At 56.3% G+C, this 18,150-nt stretch carries 16 protein-coding genes; 1 reads left to right on the forward strand and 15 read right to left on the reverse strand.

Annotated elements, in window-relative coordinates:
* Positions 1-387 precede the first annotated feature (387 nt).
* The 5 genes from glmS to purC all read right to left on the reverse strand — a co-directional run bounded on the left by glmS (position 388) and on the right by purC (position 6,703).
* Complete coding sequence (gene glmS / locus AB8996_RS10955; protein ID WP_369299027.1) at positions 388-2,217, reverse strand: glutamine--fructose-6-phosphate transaminase (isomerizing); 1,830 nt, start codon at positions 2,215-2,217, stop codon at positions 388-390.
* Positions 2,218-2,346: 129 nt separating this feature from the next.
* On the reverse strand, positions 2,347-3,636 hold the full coding sequence (locus AB8996_RS10960; protein ID WP_369299028.1) for an adenylosuccinate synthase: 1,290 nt from the start codon (positions 3,634-3,636) through the stop codon (positions 2,347-2,349).
* A gap of 158 nt (positions 3,637-3,794) precedes the next feature.
* Complete coding sequence (locus AB8996_RS10965) at positions 3,795-4,325, reverse strand: GNAT family N-acetyltransferase (RefSeq protein ID WP_369299029.1); 531 nt, start codon at positions 4,323-4,325, stop codon at positions 3,795-3,797.
* Positions 4,326-4,378: 53 nt separating this feature from the next.
* Positions 4,379-5,812, reverse strand: coding sequence for an adenylosuccinate lyase (gene purB / locus AB8996_RS10970; protein ID WP_369299030.1), 1,434 nt, complete (start codon positions 5,810-5,812; stop codon positions 4,379-4,381).
* A 177-nt stretch (positions 5,813-5,989) separates the two neighbouring features.
* A complete protein-coding gene (gene purC / locus AB8996_RS10975) occupies positions 5,990-6,703 on the reverse strand; it encodes a phosphoribosylaminoimidazolesuccinocarboxamide synthase (protein WP_369299031.1) in 714 nt (237 codons plus the stop codon).
* A 334-nt stretch (positions 6,704-7,037) separates the two neighbouring features.
* On the opposite strand from purC, the gene gdhA reads away from it, so the two are divergent.
* Positions 7,038-8,369, forward strand: coding sequence for an NADP-specific glutamate dehydrogenase (gdhA, locus tag AB8996_RS10980; protein WP_369299032.1), 1,332 nt, complete (start codon positions 7,038-7,040; stop codon positions 8,367-8,369).
* Positions 8,370-8,583: 214 nt separating this feature from the next.
* Here gdhA and AB8996_RS10985 read toward each other — a convergent pair whose 3' ends face one another.
* The 10 genes from AB8996_RS10985 to AB8996_RS11030 form a co-directional block, all read right to left on the reverse strand.
* Entirely contained in the window at positions 8,584-9,699 is a 1,116-nt protein-coding gene (locus AB8996_RS10985) for a PTS transporter subunit IIC (protein WP_369299033.1), read from the reverse strand.
* A gap of 318 nt (positions 9,700-10,017) precedes the next feature.
* Positions 10,018-10,488 carry a 23S rRNA (pseudouridine(1915)-N(3))-methyltransferase RlmH gene (locus AB8996_RS10990; RefSeq protein ID WP_369299034.1) on the reverse strand — a complete coding sequence of 157 codons (471 nt, stop codon included), beginning with the start codon at positions 10,486-10,488 and terminating at the stop codon, positions 10,018-10,020.
* A 9-nt stretch (positions 10,489-10,497) separates the two neighbouring features.
* A complete protein-coding gene (locus AB8996_RS10995; protein ID WP_369299035.1) occupies positions 10,498-11,280 on the reverse strand; it encodes an MBL fold metallo-hydrolase in 783 nt (260 codons plus the stop codon).
* 140 nt (positions 11,281-11,420) lie between these two features.
* Positions 11,421-12,710, reverse strand: a complete 1,290-nt coding sequence (locus tag AB8996_RS11000) for a UDP-N-acetylglucosamine 1-carboxyvinyltransferase (protein ID WP_369299036.1) — start codon at positions 12,708-12,710, stop codon at positions 11,421-11,423.
* Positions 12,711-12,947: 237 nt separating this feature from the next.
* On the reverse strand, positions 12,948-13,649 hold the full coding sequence (plsY, locus tag AB8996_RS11005; RefSeq protein ID WP_369299037.1) for a glycerol-3-phosphate 1-O-acyltransferase PlsY: 702 nt from the start codon (positions 13,647-13,649) through the stop codon (positions 12,948-12,950).
* A 32-nt stretch (positions 13,650-13,681) separates the two neighbouring features.
* On the reverse strand, positions 13,682-15,010 hold the full coding sequence (gene der, locus AB8996_RS11010; RefSeq protein WP_369299038.1) for a ribosome biogenesis GTPase Der: 1,329 nt from the start codon (positions 15,008-15,010) through the stop codon (positions 13,682-13,684).
* 258 nt (positions 15,011-15,268) lie between these two features.
* Positions 15,269-16,627, reverse strand: coding sequence for a DUF512 domain-containing protein (locus AB8996_RS11015; protein ID WP_369299039.1), 1,359 nt, complete (start codon positions 16,625-16,627; stop codon positions 15,269-15,271).
* A 75-nt stretch (positions 16,628-16,702) separates the two neighbouring features.
* Positions 16,703-16,885, reverse strand: a complete 183-nt coding sequence (gene rpmF / locus AB8996_RS11020) for a 50S ribosomal protein L32 (protein WP_369299040.1) — start codon at positions 16,883-16,885, stop codon at positions 16,703-16,705.
* A gap of 85 nt (positions 16,886-16,970) precedes the next feature.
* On the reverse strand, positions 16,971-17,459 hold the full coding sequence (locus AB8996_RS11025) for a DUF177 domain-containing protein (RefSeq protein ID WP_369299041.1): 489 nt from the start codon (positions 17,457-17,459) through the stop codon (positions 16,971-16,973).
* Between the two features lie 229 nt (positions 17,460-17,688).
* Positions 17,689-18,102, reverse strand: coding sequence for a hypothetical protein (locus tag AB8996_RS11030; RefSeq protein ID WP_369299042.1), 414 nt, complete (start codon positions 18,100-18,102; stop codon positions 17,689-17,691).
* Between the last annotated feature and the right edge of the window lie 48 nt (positions 18,103-18,150).

Consider the following 18,150-nt stretch of genomic DNA (forward strand, 5'->3'; position numbering starts at 1 on the left):
TTTCCACTTTTTCTCCCTTTCACTAAAGTTTATCCATTCCACCTGCATAGCAGGTGGTTTCTTTATTGGTATAAAGAAACTCCTGTCTCAAAAGAAGACAGGAGTTTCCGTTTTTTCACAAATTCTCGTAACACACAAAATGACTTTTCAAACTGGGAAATATTTTTTCCGCCCACTATGCGACTCTTAGAACACCAAAACCCATAGATTGGTGCACCCTCAACGCAGTGGAAAAAGACGGTTCTCCGCAGGAGAATTGTGGTATTTCATACCACAAAGTCTTTTTTCCGTCCATTATTCCCTAGAGACTATGAAAAAGCAGGGTTTTGCAACGCAAAAGGCAAGTATTCCATACTTGCCACTGCTTTTTCCGTCCATTGTGTCCATTTATTCTACTGTCACCGACTTCGCCAGATTCCTGGGCTTGTCGATGTCGCAGCCCTTCATGGACGCAATATAATAGGCGAACAGCTGCAGGGGAATGATGGAGAGGCTGGGCAGCATGAAATCGGTGATCTTCGGGATACAGAACTGGTAGTCCGTCTCCTGCCGGAGCGCGCCTTCGCGACCGCGGGTGGTAATGCCCAGCACCACGGCGCCCCGGGCCTTGACCTCCTTCACATTGCTCATCATCTTATCGAACAGCCGGTCATAGGTGCAGATGGCGATGACCAGCGTGCCGTCTTCGATCAGGGAGATGGGGCCGTGCTTTAATTCGCCGCCGGTGTAGGCTTCGGAATGGATATAGGAAATTTCCTTCAGCTTCAGGGAAGCTTCCAGAGAAGCGGCATAGTCCACGTTCCTGCCGATAAAATACATATCCCCCGCGTTGAAGTACCGGGAAGCAAAATACTGAATGGTCTCCTTGTCCGCAAGGCAGGCTGCCGCCAGATCGGGCAGCCGCTGCAGGTCGTCCAGATATTCCTTTCGCTCCGCTTCCGACAGCGTGCCAAGCTCCTGCGCCATATAAAGGACGATAAGGTAGATCATCGCCAGCTGGGTGCTGTACGCCTTTGTGGACGCTACGGCGATCTCAGGTCCCGCCCAGGTGTAAAGCACATCGTCAGATTCGTTGGCAATGGTGCTGCCCACCACGTTCACGATGGAGAGTACCCGCGCGCCGGACTGCTTTGCCATGCGCAGCGCCGCCAGCGTGTCGGCGGTCTCGCCGGACTGGCTGATGATAATGACCAGCGTGCGGTCGTTGATGATGGGGTCGCGGTAGCGGAACTCGGACGCTACGTCCACCTCCAAGGGGAGCTTCAAAAGCTTCTCAAAGGCGTACTTTGCCACCACGCCCACATGGTAGGACGTGCCGCAGGCAACGATGAACACCTTGTCGATGTCCCTGATCTGCTCCGCGGACAGGGTGATATCGTCCAGCACCACCCTGCCGTCCCTGATGCGGGGAGAAATGGTTTTCCGCAGCGCTTCCGGCTGCTCGCAGATCTCCTTCATCATGAAATGCTCATAACCGCCCTTTTCCGCGGCGGCAACGTCCCATTCCACCCGCTCCAGCGTCTTTTCCACCGGCTCCATTTCCTCGTTGAAGAAGGAGATTTTCTCCCGCTCCAGCACGGCGATCTCCTTGTCCTTCAGGCGGTAGATGTCCCGGGTCTTGGAAAGGATCGCGGGGATATCGGAGGCGATAAAATTCTCCCCCTGCCCCGCGCCCACGATCAGGGGGCTGTCCTTGCGGACGGCGAAAATCCTGTCCGGGCAGTCGGCGCAGATGATGCCCAAAGCATAGCTGCCCTCCACACGCCCAATCACTTTCTGCACGGCGTCCAGCACGTCGCCGCGGTAGTAGTATTCCAGCAGTTGCGCCACCACCTCGGTGTCCGTGTCGGAGACAAATTCCACGCCACGGTGGATCAGGTGGTTTTTCAGCGCCAGATAATTTTCGATAATGCCGTTGTGCACCACGGCGAACTTCCCGCCGGAGCTTTCCTGGGGGTGAGAATTCACATCGGAGGGCGCGCCGTGGGTCGCCCATCGGGTGTGCCCAATGCCCACCGTGCCGGGCAGAGCCTTCCCGCCCTGCAAAATGCCGTCCAGCACGCTGAGCCGGCCCTTGGATTTCACCACATGGAGGCTGCCGCCCTCGTACACGGCAACGCCTGCGGAGTCATACCCCCGGTATTCCAGCTTCGTCAGCCCGTTCAGCAGAAAGGGCGCTGCCTGTTCTCCTCCGATATAGCCCACGATACCACACATAGCTTTTGCTTCCTTTCCAAATGTAAAAATGCCGCTCTCTCATAGTATGCCTTCCAAAAGCGAAAAAGAGCGGTTGTCTCTCCATTCCGCTCTTTTCTGCTCTCTCCTCTAACAACTAACTACTCACGACTAACAACTAACACGGTACATGATGTCGTCTCTGGCAGGGCCGTTCGATACCATCGTGATGGGCACGCCGATCTGCCGTTCGGCAAATTCCACGTACCGCCGGGCGTTCTCCGGCAAATCCTCATAGCGCTTGATCCCGCTGATATCGCATTTCCAGCCGGGCAGCACCTCTAACACGGGCTTGCAGCGCTTGAGCTGTGCCGTGGAGGGGAAATAGTCGATTTTCTTCCCGTCCAGCTCGTATGCCACGCAGACGGGTATCTCGTCCAGATACCCCAGCGCGTCCAGCACGGTAAAGGCGATATCCGTCGCGCCCTGCACCATGCAGCCATAACGGGCGGCAACAAGGTCCAGCCAGCCCATTCTTCTGGGGCGCCCGGTAGTCGCGCCGTATTCGCCGCCGTCTCCGCCCCTGCGGCGCAGCTCGTCGGCTTCGTCCCCGAATATCTCGGAAACAAATTCTCCCGCGCCCACAGCGCTGGAATACGCCTTTACCACCGTGACGATCTTTTCGATGGCATAGGGCGGTATCCCGCCTGCGCCCACAGCGCCGTAGCCAGCCAGCGGCGAAGAGGAGGTCACCATGGGGTAAATTCCCAGGTCAGGGTCCTTGAGGGAGCCGAGCTGCCCCTCCAGCAAAATGGTTTTCCCGTCCTTCACGGCGTTGTACAGCAGCGTGGTGGTATCCGCCACATAGGGCGCAAGGGCTTCCTTATACTCCATCAGCTTCGCGTACACCTGGTCCCTGTCCAGCGGCTTCTGATGGTACAGCTCGGTATACAGCACATTTTTCAAGCCCAGCACATGGTCGATGCGCTCGTAAAGGGACTCCTTATCATCGTACAGGTCGCTGACCTGGAAGCCAATCTTGGCGTATTTATCCGAGTAGAACGGCGCAATGCCGGACTTGGTAGAGCCAAAGGATTTTGCGGCAAGCCTAGCTTCCTCCATGCCGTCCAGCTCCTTGTGGTAGGGCATGACGATCTGGCAGCGGTCGGAAACCAGCAGCTTCGGCGCGGGCACGCCCCGCTCCACAATAGAATTGATCTCATTGATGAAATTCTCCACAGACAGCGCCACGCCGTTTCCGATGATGTTCACGATGTTCTGCCGGAACACGCCGGAGGGAAGCTGGTGCAGGGCAAATTTCCCATACCCGTTTATGATGGTGTGCCCCGCGTTGGAACCGCCCTGAAAGCGCACCACGATATCGGAATCTTCCGCCAGCACGTCTGTGATCTTCCCCTTGCCTTCGTCGCCCCAACACGCACCAACTATAGCCTTTACCATGTTATCCCACAAACCTTTCCTGTATTTTCAAGCGCCGGTCTCGCCTGCCGGCTCAGACAGCGCTGGACGGTCGCCACTGGCGACCAGCGCCCCCAACACGCACCAACTATAGCCTTTACCATGTTATCCCACAAACCTTTCCTACTAGATGCTAGATACTAGATTTTAGACGTTAAACTTTCGTACTGTTCCTTTGTCACGACAAGAGTGACAAGGTTATCCGCTTTACAGACCGGCTGAAACCCCGCGGCTTCATGGATTTTCCAGGCAGCTTTCCGGCTGGTTTCAAACTCGTTGCTTACCGCAGCCGCCCCCATATTTTCAAAGGCATACCGAAGCAGCAGCTTGATCCCTTCTTTGGAATACCCCTGTCCTCGGTACTTCGCATGCAGGACAATTCCCATTTCATACCAGCCCTCAGGACCTTTTTGATAGAGGTTCACTTCTCCCAGAAAAGCGCCGTCCGATTTGCGCCGCAGATAGGCGTAAAACCGCTCCGGCTGGGCATTGACCCATCTCTGATACCAGCCGTCCCAATTTTCTTCCGGAAAGTCGATACAGCCGGTCTCATTATGATATTCCGGAAAGCCTAAGTCATATCCTCTGTTGTAGCTCATAGTGTCCGAATCGCTTAGAAGCTCTTTCCGAAACCACAAATCGGCTTTTTCGGGAACATACAGCTCTATCATAGCAGCGTCCTTTGCTAACAATTAATTGCTAATTTCTAATTGCTAATTGCTCATTATACACTGATTTCAGGTTTTTCTTCCTGCACGTCTTCGTACTTTTTCAATACCGGCTCGACCACTTCAGAAAGAAATTCTTCCGTCTGCTTCGGCGCCCTGCCCACATATTTTTCGGGCTTTACAATTTCGTGAAGCTCTTCCAGGGTCACGCCGAAGATGGGGTCTGCGGCAATGCGGGCAAGCAGGTCGTTTTCTCCGCCCTCTTCCTTGACTACCTTTGCCGCCGCCATGGAATGTACCCGAATGCGCTCGTGCAGCTCCTGACGGTCCGCGCCGCGCTTTGCCGCGTCCATCATAATATTTTCCGTTGCCATAAAAGGCAGCTCCCGCAGCATATGCTGTTCTATGACCCTGGGGTACACCACCAGCCCGTCCGCCACGTTGGCGTACAGGTTCAAAATGCCGTCCACGGCAAGGAACGCCTCCGGCACGCTGATCCGCTTGTTGGCGGAATCGTCCAGCGTCCGCTCGAACCACTGGGTCGCCTCGGTCATGGCAGGGTTCACCGCGTCGATCATCACATACCGGCTAAGGGACGCAATGCGCTCGCTGCGCATGGGGTTCCGCTTGTACGCCATGGCGGAAGAACCGATCTGGTTCTTTTCAAAGGGCTCCTCCACTTCCTTCAGGTGCTGCAGCAGGCGGGTATCGTTGGAGAACTTGGCGGCGCTCTGGGCAATGCCGGACAGCACGTTCAGCATTTGGCTGTCCAGCTTCCGGGAATAGGTCTGCCCGGACACGGCAAAGCAGGCTTCATAGCCCATTTTCTCCGCGATCCGTTTATCCAGCTCCCGGCACTTCTCGTGGTCGCCCTCAAACAGCTCCAAAAAGCTTGCCTGGGTGCCGGTGGTGCCCTTGCAGCCCAGAAGCTTTGCCTTCGAGAGCTGGTACTCCACGTCCTCCAGGTCCATGAGCAGGTCCTGGATCCACAGGGTCGCCCGCTTGCCCACCGTGGTGGGCTGGGCAGGCTGGAAATGGGTAAACGACAGCGTGGGCAGGTCCTTATATTCCTCCGCGAACTTTTTCAGCACCCGCAGCACGGTGACCAGCTTATCCCGGACCAGCTTCAGCGCCTCCGTCATCACAATGACGTCGGTGTTGTCTCCCACGTAGCAGGAGGTCGCCCCCAGGTGAATGATCCCCGCCGCCCCCGGGCACTGCTGCCCATAGGCGTACACATGGCTCATCACATCGTGGCGCACCACCTTTTCCCTGGCTTCCGCCACCTCGTAATTGATCTCCTCCGCATGGGCTTTCAGCTCGTCTACCTGCTCTTTTGTCACAGGCAGCCCCAGCTCCATTTCCGTTTCCGCCAAAGCGATCCAAAGCTTCCGCCAGGTGCGGAACTTCATGTCGGGAGAAAAAAGATATTTCATTTCGCTGTCCGCGTACCGGGCGGACAGCGGGGATTCGTAACAGTCTCTTGCCATTCAAGATCAGCCTTTCCGAATTCTCTGTATAGTAAACTCTAGATTCTGGATTCTAGATGCTGGAAAGGTCAGAAACCTACGGTCGGGTGAAGTGAAATCCTTCAGCGTAGAGTTGCTTCACGATTGCCCACCGCAGGTGTACGCCCTTTCTAACAACTAAATACTAACAGCTAACAACTAGTCGGCAAGCCCGATCCGCCGCATCATTTCGGCATACGCGTCTTCTACGCCGCCCATGTCCCGGCGGAAGCGGTCCTTGTCCAGCTTCTCGTGGGTCTCCACGTCCCAGAAGCGGCAGGTGTCCGGGGATATCTCGTCCGCCAGAATGATCTTCCCGTCGGAGGTCTTGCCGAATTCAATTTTGAAATCGATCAGATCTACGCCCACGCTCTTGAAGAAATCCACCATCAGCGCGTTGATCTGAAAGCTCATGGCGGCGATCTCGTCCAGCTCTTCCCGGGTGGCAAGCTCCATGGCAAGAATATGGTAATCGTTCACCATGGGGTCGCCCAGCTCGTCGTTCTTATAGCTGTATTCCAGCACCGGGGTCTTCATGGGGGTGCCCTCCGGCAGACCCAGCCGCTTGGAGAGGCTTCCTGCGGCGGTGTTGCGCACGATGACCTCCAGGGGAACGATGGTCACCTTTTTCACGGCGGTTTCCCGGTCATTCAGCTCTTCCACATAATGGGTGGGTATCCCCTGCTGCTCCAGCAGACGGAACATGAAATTGGACATTCGGTTGTTCACCACGCCCTTGCCGACGATGGTGCCCTTTTTCAGCCCGTTAAAGGCGGTGGCGTCGTCTTTATAGGAGACGATGTAGACCTCCGGCTGGTCGGTCGCGTAGACCTTCTTTGCTTTTCCCTCATAGAGCATTTCCTTTTTCTGCATAGATAAAACCTCCGTCTGCCAAACTTGCAGGCTGCCGCCCTGATTTTTTTCGGAAAGGGGAAAAAGCGGGGTTCCCTGTTTTTCCCTTTCCACAAACAGAAATATTGTACCCTAACCGCCGCCTTCTGTCAAGATTTCCCCGGACAAAGATTCTGGTTTTCCGGCTTTTTCGCATATTTCACAGAACCGGGAATCAGGAAGCCGGATTTTTCAGCAGAGTGCGGGTTTTCAGGAAGTTTCAAATTTTTACTTGCCAAACGTGATTTTGTATGGTAGACTTTGAAAGTCGATATGCAAGATTACATTGATAAACTTTCATTTTGGAGGGATCCCCATGTCCTATGTTACCGAACAACTGGAGCTCTTGAAGCAAAAGAACCCGGGTCAGCCGGAATTTATCCAGGCAGCCACCGAGGTGCTCACCTCCCTGGAGCCTGTGATCCAGGCAAACCCCAAGTACGAGGAAAACGGCATTCTGGAGCGCATTGTCGAGCCGGAGCGCCAGCTTATGTTCCGCGTGCCCTGGGTGGACGACAAGGGCAAGGTACAGGTCAACCGCGGCTACCGCGTGCAGTTCAACTCTGCCATCGGTCCCTACAAGGGCGGTCTGCGGCTGCACCCCTCCGTCAATCTGGGCATCATCAAGTTTTTGGGCTTCGAGCAGATCTTCAAGAACTCCCTGACCGGGCTGCCCATCGGCGGCGGCAAGGGCGGCTCTGATTTTGACCCCAAGGGAAAATCCGACCGGGAGATCATGGCGTTTTGCCAGAGCTTTATGACCGAGCTGTTCCGCCATATCGGCGCGGACACCGATGTGCCCGCCGGGGATATCGGCACGGGCGCCAGGGAGATCGGCTATATGTTTGGACAGTACAAACGCCTGAAAAACTCCTTCGAGGGCGTTCTCACCGGCAAAGGGCTGACCTACGGCGGTTCTCTGGCGCGTACCGAGGCCACGGGCTATGGGCTCCTGTATTTCACCGACGCCATGCTGAAGAAAAACGGCATTGACATTGCCGGCAAGACCGTTGCCATTTCCGGCGCGGGCAATGTGGCGATCTACGCCGCCCAGAAAGCACAGCAGTTGGGGGCAAAGGTGGTCACGCTGTCCGATTCCACCGGCTGGGTCTACGACGCCCAGGGGATCGACGTGGCAGCCGTCAAGGAGATCAAGGAAGTCAAGCGGGAACGGCTGACGGCATACAAAGCTTACCGTCCCGATTCCGAATATCACGAGGGCAAAGGTGTGTGGAGCGTAAAATGCGATATCGCCCTCCCCTGCGCCACCCAGAACGAGCTGACCGCCGACGACGCCAAGGCGCTGATCGCAAACGGCGTGCTGGCAGTGGCGGAGGGCGCCAATATGCCCACCACCATGGAAGCCACCGAGCTGCTGCAGAAGGCGGGGGTTCTCTTTGCCCCCGGCAAGGCGGCGAACGCAGGCGGCGTTGCCACCTCCGCTCTGGAAATGTCCCAGAACAGCCAGCGGCTTTCCTGGACCTTTGAGGAAGTGGACCAGAAGCTCAAGGGCATTATGGAAAACATTTTTGCCAGCGCCGACGCAGCCGCGGAGAAATACGGCGTGCCGAAGAACTATGTCGCCGGTGCGAACATTGCCGGCTTTGTCAAGGTCGCCGACGCCATGCTGGCGCAGGGCGTCTGCTGAGGTAGTTGTTAGCTATTAGTTGTTAGTTATTAGGAAGGGATCGCTCCCCGTTGGGAAGCGACCCCTTTTTTCATGGTTAGTTTCCATGGAAACGCTTTTATTTCCGGCTTTGTCAAGGTCGCCGACGCCATGCTGGCGCAGGGCGGCTGATTGTTAGTAGTTAGAGAAAAGAGCGCTTCCCGCCTGGGAAACGCTCTTTTTGGTTGGTTTTACTTCAAACCTCCAGCTTCATATCGCCGTCCTTGACCCAATGGAGCTTTCTCAGCCCCAGATTGATGACCCAGGAAAGCAGGGCGGGCAAAATAAAGGAAATGAGGAGCAGCCCCACCCAGTCCATGACGGTGATGGCAGCCTTCGTCCCGGCGGCAATGTCACTGAGCCAGCCGGAATATACGCCGATCTGCCCCACCAGCCCGCAGGTGCCCATGCCGCTGGAAATGGGCGCGCCGTTCATTTGCAGCTTGAACACGCAGGTGGCAAGGGGACCCGTGATGGCGGACGCCAGGGTGGGCGCGATCCAAATTCTGGGGTTCCTGATGATATTGGGCACCTGCAGCATGGAGGTGCCGATCCCCTGCGCTGCCAAGCCGCCCCATCTGTTCTCCCGGAAGCTGATGACCGCAAAGCCCACCATCTGGGCACAGCAGCCAGCCACGGCGGCGCCGCCCGCAAGCCCGGTCAGCCCCAGCGCGGCACAGATAGCGGCGCTGCTGATGGGCAGGGTCAGGGCAATGCCCACGAGGACAGACACGAAAATGCCCATGAAGAAGGGCTGCAGGTCCGTCGCCCACATGATGAGGTTCCCCACGCTGGCGGCAGCACTGCCAATAGCAGGGGCGCAAAGATAGGACAGCGCCGCGCCGGAGAGGATCGTCACCAGCGGCGTCACCAGAATGTCCACCTTTGTCTTTTTACTGACCAGCTTGCCAAGCTCCGCCGCCACAATGGCAATGAGCAGCACGGCAAGGGGACCGCCCTCACCGCCCAGCTGATTGGCGGCGCTGCCTACAGCCGCCAGGGAAAACAGCACCAGCGGCGGGGCTTTCAGCGCGTACCCGATGGCGACCGCCATTGCCGGGCCTGCCATCGCCTTGGCAAAATCGCCGATCTCCGCCAGCACCGGGATACCGAACTGCGTTCCGACGGTGGAGATGATCGTGCCAATCAGCAGGGAAGCAAACAGCCCCTGCGCCATGGCGCTCATAGCGTCCACAAAATACAGGCGGCAATAGGCTTTTACCGTTTCCCATACCGTTTTTTTCTGAGGAGCCTGCCCGGAAGCCTTCTGCGTTTCCGCGGGCTGCTCCATCGCTTTTTCTTCCTTTTCCAAATTTACATCTTCCTTCCCTTTCGGAAGGACAGCTTCGCCGGAATGGCGTTGCCGTCCTCCGACTTTTTGGTTACTTGAAAATCTATTTTGACTATGTTGCCTGCGCCTTACATCTGCTTTCATGGGCAACGCGCCGCCGGAGGGCTTCCGGCTTTTGCTGGTCGCTTTGCCGTTTTACTGACAGTATGCTCCCGCAGACCGTATTGGGTGCCGAATTAGGAATTGGAAATTAGGAATTAGAAATTAAGGATTCCCCCACCTTTTCCCTATTTCTAAACTATCATTGCTCATTGCTCATTCCTAATTTCTCAGTTGCGTCTACTTATGATATTTGGTGCCGTTCAAAATCTGGAACGCCCGATAGAGCTGCTCGCAGAGCATCACCCTGGCAAGCTGGTGGGGAAAGGTCATAGGCGACATGGAAAGCCCCTGCCCGGCAGCTTTCACCGCTTCCGAAAGCCCGTGGGAGCTGCCTATCACAAAGCTCACCGCGCCGGGGGACTGCATGGCGCTTTCCAGCTTTTTCGCAAGGGTGGGCGAATCTATCTCCCTGCCCTCAATGCACAGCGGGTACAGGGTGCCCGCCGCTTTTCCCAGGATTTCCTTCCCCTCCTGCTCCAGCGCCGCGGCGATCTGGGCAGGCGAGGGGTCGTTTGGAAGACGCGCTTCCGGCAGTTCTATCAGCCGGAACCTGCAAAGGGGGCGCAGCCGCTTTTCGTATTCCGCCACAGCGTCCCGCCAGTAGGCTTCCTTCAGTTTTCCAATGCAGATCAGGCGAACGTCCAGCATATGCCCTCCCTAAAAGATGACCGTTGCTCCCTTGGAATTTTCCGGCCTTGCCGTATCCAGCAGGAAATCCACCTCCTGTACCAGCCCTGCCTGCACCAGAGCGGACAGGGAGGTATCCCTTGCCAGAGCGGGGGTGTTGTTTTCCCGGCTCAAATGTGCCAGCAGGAAGCGCTTCGTGCCGCTTCGGGCAAGCTCCGGCAGGAACGCGGCGCAGGTTGGGTTGGAAAGGTGCCCCCGGTCAGACAGGATACGTTGCTTCAAGGGATAGGGATAGCCCCCTGTACGGAGCATTTCCGGGTCGTGATTGGATTCGATCACTACCATATCCGCCCCCAGCAGGTGCTCCCGCACCGTGTCGGAAAGGTAGCCCAGGTCAGTGGCAAAACCCAAAATCCTTTTGTCCTCTGTCTGAATGCGGTAGCCCAGCGGCTGGGCACAGTCGTGGGAGGTGGAAAAGGGAAACACCGTCATGCCGGCAAGCTGCAAGCCCTCCTCCACCGGGTACAGTGCCGCCCCGTCTAATTGAGGCTCCAACGCGGCGAGGGTACCGGGGGAAGCAAAAATGGGGAGCTGGTATTTTTTGGCGAATACCCGCAGGGCGGAAATGTGGTCTGTGTGCTCATGGGTCACCAGAATGCCCTGGATCGCCAGCGGGTTGATCCCGCAGAGCTTCAGCATGTTGTCCAGCTGCCGGGCGCTGCGTCCGGCGTCAATGAGCAGCCCCGCGCTGCGGGAGCCTATGTAATAGCTGTTTCCGCTGCTGCCGCTGTAAAGCGGGCAAAGTCTCGCCATGTCAAAATCCCCTTTTCCCATATTCCACCATATAAGATGGAATATTCCCCTTTCTTATAAGAGAAGGGAAAACCCAAAGCGGCGGCAGTAACAGCCGCCAAAGGAGTTTTCCCCACTTGCTTTCCTGTTCAAAAAATTGCTTATCCGATTTTATCCAAAGCCTGCTCCGGCTTCTGGCTGCGGTAAATGTCCGCGCCCAGCCCGACCAGCTTTTCTACGATATTTTCATAGCCGCGCTCGATATACTGCACGTCTTCCACCTGCGTGACCCCCTCGGCAGCCAGCCCGGCAATGACCATTGCCGCGCCTGCCCGGAGGTCCAGCGCCCGAATGGGGGCGCCCTTCAAATGGTCCACGCCCTCCACGATGGCGACCTTGCCGTCCACCGTGATCTGTGCGCCCATGCGCAGCAGCTCGTCCACATATTTGAAACGGTTGCTTTCAAAAATTCCTTCGCTGACCATGCTTGTCCCGCGGGCAATGGACAGCAGCGTGGTGATCTGTGGCTGCATATCCGTGGGGAAGCCCGGGTGGGGCATGGTTTTGATATTGCATTTTTTCAGGGGCTTGTCACACACAACGCGGACGGAATCGTCCCCCTCCTCCACAGTCACGCCCATTTCCACCAGCTTTGCGGAAATGGATTCCAAATGCTTGGGCGTCACGTTCTTCACCGTCACGTCGCCGCCGGTGGCAGCCGCGGCCACCATGTAGGTGCCCGCTTCGATCTGGTCGGGAATGATGGAATAGGTGGCGCCGCGCAGCTTCTGCACGCCGTGTATCTTGATGGTGTCCGTGCCCGCGCCGCGAACATCGGCGCCCAGGGTATTCAAAAAGTTCGCCAGGTCCACGATATGGGGCTCTCTGGCGGCGTTTTCAATGATGGTCAGCCCTCTTGCCTTTACGGAAGCCAGAATGATATTCATGGTAGCGCCAACGGTGACGACGTCCATGTACACATTTGCCCCGTGCAGGTCGTTTTCCGCTTTCACGGAGATCATGCCGTTATCCAGGCTGTATTCACAGCCCAGCGCCGCAAAGCCCTTCAAATGCTGGTCAATGGGGCGGACGCCCAAATTGCAGCCGCCGGGCATGGGGACCACCGCGCTGCGGCAGCGCCCCAGCAGAGCGCCGATAAAATAGTACGACCCCCGAATGCGCCGGGCGCACTCCGCCGAAACGGTATCCGTGTCGATAGGGCGGGGATCCACCTCCAGGGTGTGCCGGTCCAGATAGCGTATTCCCGCACCCATTTCTTCCAGAATGCGAGTGACCGCCTTGACGTCGGAAATGTCGGGGATATTTTCGATCAGGCAGGGGGAATCCGCCAAAATAGTGGCGGGAACGATCGCCACCGCCGCGTTTTTCGCGCCGCTGATGGTGACCTCACCAGTCAGGCGGCAGCCGCCGTTTATCACATATTTATCCAAAAATTTCACTTCCTAACGATCCCGCAAGAAAGAGCCTTTCTTCGGAAATCCATATGAAGGTCTCAATTTGTCTTCCATGTTAGTATTAGACTGTTGTCTATCATAATACATGGAAAGAAAAAAGTCAATATCTCCGGCTGTTTGCACGGAAACAAGCCGTGATTCTTGTGAAAAACGCCGAAATTTTCGCCCAATTTCTCCCAAATGCGAGTGGACTTTTCCAGCCGCTGACAGAAATCATTCCGCTTTTTGGGATTTTTTTCCAAATGCCACAGGTTTTTCTTCATGTCTGCGCAGCCGCCCGATATTGGCGCGGTGGCGGAGAAGCACCAGAACGCACACAAACAGCGCCACTGCTGTGACGAAAATCAGATAAGCGGGAGAGGGTCGGTCCAAAAAGAAAGTGATACAAAAGGCGTACACGGGATAGAGAGCAGCGCAAACGATGGACGCCAGGGAAACGATACGCTTCCAGACGAACATCAGCAGGAAGGTGGCGATAATGAGCAGGAACACCCGCCAGTCCGTCAGGGCGATCATAGCGGCGGAGGTAACGATGCACTTGCCGCCCCGGAAGCCGTAATAAAGCGGGAAAGCGTGCCCCAGCACACAGGCGACTCCCGCCGTGTACTGTGCCACCCGGGTCCATACGGCGCCGACCCCCCAGCCAAACGGCTGCGTCACCAGCACCGCCAGCAGTATGGCTGCCACACATTTCAGGAAGTCCCCTGCAAAGGTCAGGGCGGCAGGAAGCTTCCCCACCGAGCGCAGCACATTTGTCATGCCGGCGTTGCCGCTGCCGTAATCCCGGATATCCGCCTTATTTTTGAACAGCCGGGTCAAAATAATGGACCAGTTGATGCTGCCCAGCAGGTAACCGATAATGACGCACAGCGCCAGTGGGAGTACATATCCGCCAAACAATAATACGGGAACCATAACCTTCTCTCCTTTCAAAACCCTCAAACCGGTCATTCTTTATTATCCGTTCTTTCCCGAATGATAAGGCGCACCGGGGTGCCTTCCAGACCGAAGGTGTCCCGAATACGATTTATCAGGTAACGCTGATAGGAATAGTGGAACAACTCGTGGTCATTGACAAAACACACAAAGGTAGGCGGGCGGGTGGAAGCTTGGGTCATATAGTATATTTTCAGCCTGCGTCCTTTATCCGTAGGCGGCTGCACCCGCGCGGTGGCTTGTGCGAGAATGTCGTTCAGTGTTCCCGTGGTCACCCGCATGGCGTTGCTTGCCGCAGCCAGCTTGATCAGTTCGAACATCCTGTCCAGACGCTGCCCCGTCTTCGCTGAAATAAACAGGATGGGGGCATAGGACATAAAGGAAAAATCGCTTTCAAGCTTTTCCTTCATCTCCTGCATGGTCTTGTCGTCCTTTTCCACGGCGTCCCATTTGTTGACGCAGATCACGCAGCCCTTCCCCGCCTCGTGGGCAATGCCCGCCACCTTGGAATCCTGTTCGGTAAAGCCCACTTGGGCGTCGATCAGGATCACGCACACGTCCGCCCGGTCCACTGCCATTTCCGCGCGCAGGTTGCTGTAGTGCTCGATGGCATCCTCCACCTTGCTTTTCCTGCGCAGCCCGGCGGTGTCGATAAAGGTGAAGGTGCCGTGTTCGTTTTCAATGGTGGTGTCCACAGCGTCCCGGGTGGTGCCGGCAATGTCGGAGACGATACAGCGGTTCTCCCCCGCCACCTTATTGACCAGCGAGGATTTCCCCACATTGGGCTTGCCGATGACGGCGACCTTGATGATATCCCCCTCTTCTTCCTCCTCCGTGTCCTCCGGCAGCAGCTCGCAAACTCTGTCCAGCAGGTCGCCGGTGCCGTGGCCGTGGACGGAGGAGACCATCACCGGGTCGCCCAGACCCAGATTGTAAAACTCGTAAAATTCCGCCGGCGGGTCGCCCAGGCTGTCGCATTTATTGACGCACAGCACCACGGGAACGCCGCTTTTCAGCAGCATGGCGGCCACGTCGGAATCCGTGGCGGTAATGCCGGAGCGGATATCCGTCACCAGAATGATGGCGGCGGCGGAGTCAATGGCGATCTGCGCCTGCTCCCGCATCTGGCTCAGAATAATGTCCTTGGACGCCGGCTCGATGCCCCCGGTATCCACCAGGGAAAAGTGCCTGCCGCACCATTCCGCGTCCCCGAAAATGCGGTCCCGGGTCACGCCGGGGGTGTCGTCCACAATGGACAGCCGCTTTCCCACGATCTTATTGAATAAGGTGGACTTTCCCACATTGGGTCTGCCCACAATGGCAACGATGGGTTTTGACATGCTTTCCTCCTTTTGCGCCTTTCTCTCAGAATTGACGTCCGGCTTTCCGTCCTCGTCTAACAGCTAATAATTAACGACTAACAACTGGCTTCCAATCGGACTACGCACTGAAAATCATAGAACACTGTCTTCTCGACTTGCCCCCGGCGCAGCCGGTCTAACAACTAACAACTCACAGCTAACAACTGGCTTTCCCAAGAAGCCCGACCGTTTCACGGTTCAGGGCTTCTTGAAGGTCGGCAGATTTGCTTTGCAAATCTACCGGCTTTCCCAGCTCCCCTGCTCGTAGGGGTTCTGCCAGCCGCCCGCCGGGGCTTCCCTGCCCAGCAGCGCGCAGAGCATGGCTTCCCCGGAATTGCCGAATTTCCGTACGGGGACTTGCAAGACCTCGCCCAGCTCTGTCAGGGTCATATCGTCCAGAAAAATATCCTCGTCCGCCCGGAGCATATTGGAAACGATGAGCACCTCGTCCCCCAATTCCCTGCCCTTCAGGGTCTTCCCGATGTCCTGCCCGGTGAGCAGCCCGGTCACGTTGACCGTGCCGCCGAAAAAATTGTTGTGGACGGGCACAAGGTTCACAGTTAAATTATGGCATTTTTGCCGCAATCCGTCAAGCATGGAATTGAGGAACCCATAGCCACATTCCCCGGTGGGGACGGTGACGGTCCGGGGCGTTTCGGGAAGCGGCTCTTCCTCCATTGCCCAGAGAAATTCGTCCTCTAAATTACGGAGCATTCCCACGCCGTTTTCGATTTGGGGGAAATCCTCGTAAAATTCCAGGGGCGGCAAGGGGCGCTCCGCCAAGAGGTACAGCTCGTCAGAGCCATACACCGTCCGGCTGCCCCGCTCCCGCAGAAATTTTTCCCCGTACCGCTCCAGGATATCCTGCACCTCTCCGGCGCTTTCTTTCGTATAGGCGGTCAGCGGGTACAGCCCCTCCCGGTAGCGGGTCAAGCCCACCGGGACACAGGCGACGCTGCAAAGGCTTTCGCCCAGACCGTACAGCTTTTCCAGTGTAAATTCCAGCTCCGCGCCGTCATTGACGCCGGGGCACAGCACGATCTGGCAGTTCAGCTTCACCCCGCCCTCCGCCAGCCGGTACAGGTGGCGCAGGGAATCCCCGGCAAAGCGGTTGTTCATCATTTTGCACCGCAGCTCAGGGTCCATGGTGTGGACGGACACATTGATGGGGCTGATGTGCATTTGCAAAATGCGCTCTACTTCCCGGTCGGAAAGGTTAGTCAGGGTGATGTAATTGCCGAACAGGAAGGAAAGGCGGTCGTCATCGTCCTTGAAATACAGGGTTTCCCGCATTCCTTTCGGGAGCTGGTCGATAAAGCAGAAAATGCACTTGTTCCGGCAGGAATGCTGCTCGTCCATAAGATAGGTCTCAAATTCCAGACCGATGGAGGTGTACTGCGGCTTCGTCAGCTCCTTCACATACATCTTCCCGGCGCGGGACAGGGTCAGCTTCAGCACCCTTTCCGTTTCCAGAAAGCGGTAATCCAGCACATCGGTGATCTCCTTCTCATTGATGGACAGCAGAACGTCCCCGGGCAGGATCCCCAGCGTTTCCGCCAGGCTGCCCTTTGTCACGCCCATGATCTTTACTGACACAAATGCTCCTCCTCCCATTCGGGGGTAAAAGAAAAGGGAACGCAAAAGCGCTCCCCTTCATTGATTTCAGAATAATTACGCTTCCTTCTTGATGACCTGTCTGCCATTGTAATAGCCGCAGCTTCCACAGACACGGTGAGGTGTTTTGTACTCTCCGCACTGGGGGCACTTCATCAGAGCGGGAGCCTGAAGCTTCCACACATTAGAACGTCTCTTATTCTGTCTGGCGCTGGACACTTTACCCTTAGGTACTGCCATATTAGCACCTCCTTAAATTTTTTCTGAAATTTGTAGACCCGTAAAAATCACACGACTGATACGGTGTTTGCCAGGTATAAAGCTTTTACAGCAGGCTTTTCAGAATTTCCAGCCGGGGGTCGATCTCTTTGGTCTCGCAGCCGCAATCGCCTTCATTCAGGTTTTTGCCGCATTTGGGGCACAGCCCCTTGCAATCCGGAGAACACAGGTATTTACTGGGCATGTCCAGCAGAATATCCTCCCGCAGCAATTCGTCCAAATCCAGCCGTTCGTCAGACACCACTACATAGGTGTCGTCGTCCTGCTCCTCATGGAGCTCGGACACAAGCACATGAGAAAAGTCTTTGACCCAGTCCCGCCGGGTGGTTTCGCCGCAGCGGTCACAGGGCATCACCGTGGTGTAGTCCAAATGGGCGTCAAGAAGCACAGAATCCGCAAAACCCCTGAGCTGAACCGTTGCCCTCACAGGCGCACAAAACGGCTTGACACCGCCCAATTCCAACCCGGACAAGTCCAATTCAACCGTTATGGTATCGCATTCTCCCTGAAAAAACCGCTTCAAATCGACTATCATAGCCACCTCATGCCGTACTGATACATTATACGGAACAAATTCGGCTTTGTCAAGCACTTTTCTGCGGAATTTCCCGCTCCGCCCCATCGGGGAAGGAGCTTTCCGCCCCCTGACCGTAAACCGGCTGCCAGGGCGGCTTTCAGGTCAACCGCCCTTTACAACGGGAAAAGGCGACCCGAAAGCCGCCCTTCCCCAAAAAAGGAATGATGAATTATGAAAGCCGGTAAACTCACTTCAAAATGTACTGAGCCGCCATAGCGGGAATTTCCTCGTCCGCGGCGGAGATGGACAGGCAGAAATTGGTGTCCGCCGCCTTGCTCAGCTTTTCCAGCTCAGGAATGATGGTTTCCAGAGCTTCCGCCCCGGTGCCGGTGATCTTCAGGGTGGAATCCACAAAGATGTCGGTGACGTCATAGTTGCCCGCGCAAATGCCGCTCAAAAAGCCGCACAGCGCGTCGGCGCCCTTAATATCGTAGGCATCGGAATCGATCAGGCGCACAGCATGGGAAATATCATAGGTCAGCTTTTGACCCTTCTCGATGACCACCACGTTGCCCTGGGATTTTTCCAGCGCGGCATTGGCGTGTTCGATCAGCTTCTTGGTCTTGCCGGAGCCTTTTTTTCCTGTCAAAAGTGTAATCATGGTAAGCTCTCCTTTATTTTTTATTCCGTCTCATTGGACGGGAAACCG

It is taken from the genome of uncultured Neglectibacter sp. (assembly GCA_937958185.1).
Taxonomy (GTDB): domain Bacteria; phylum Bacillota; class Clostridia; order Oscillospirales; family Acutalibacteraceae; genus Acutalibacter.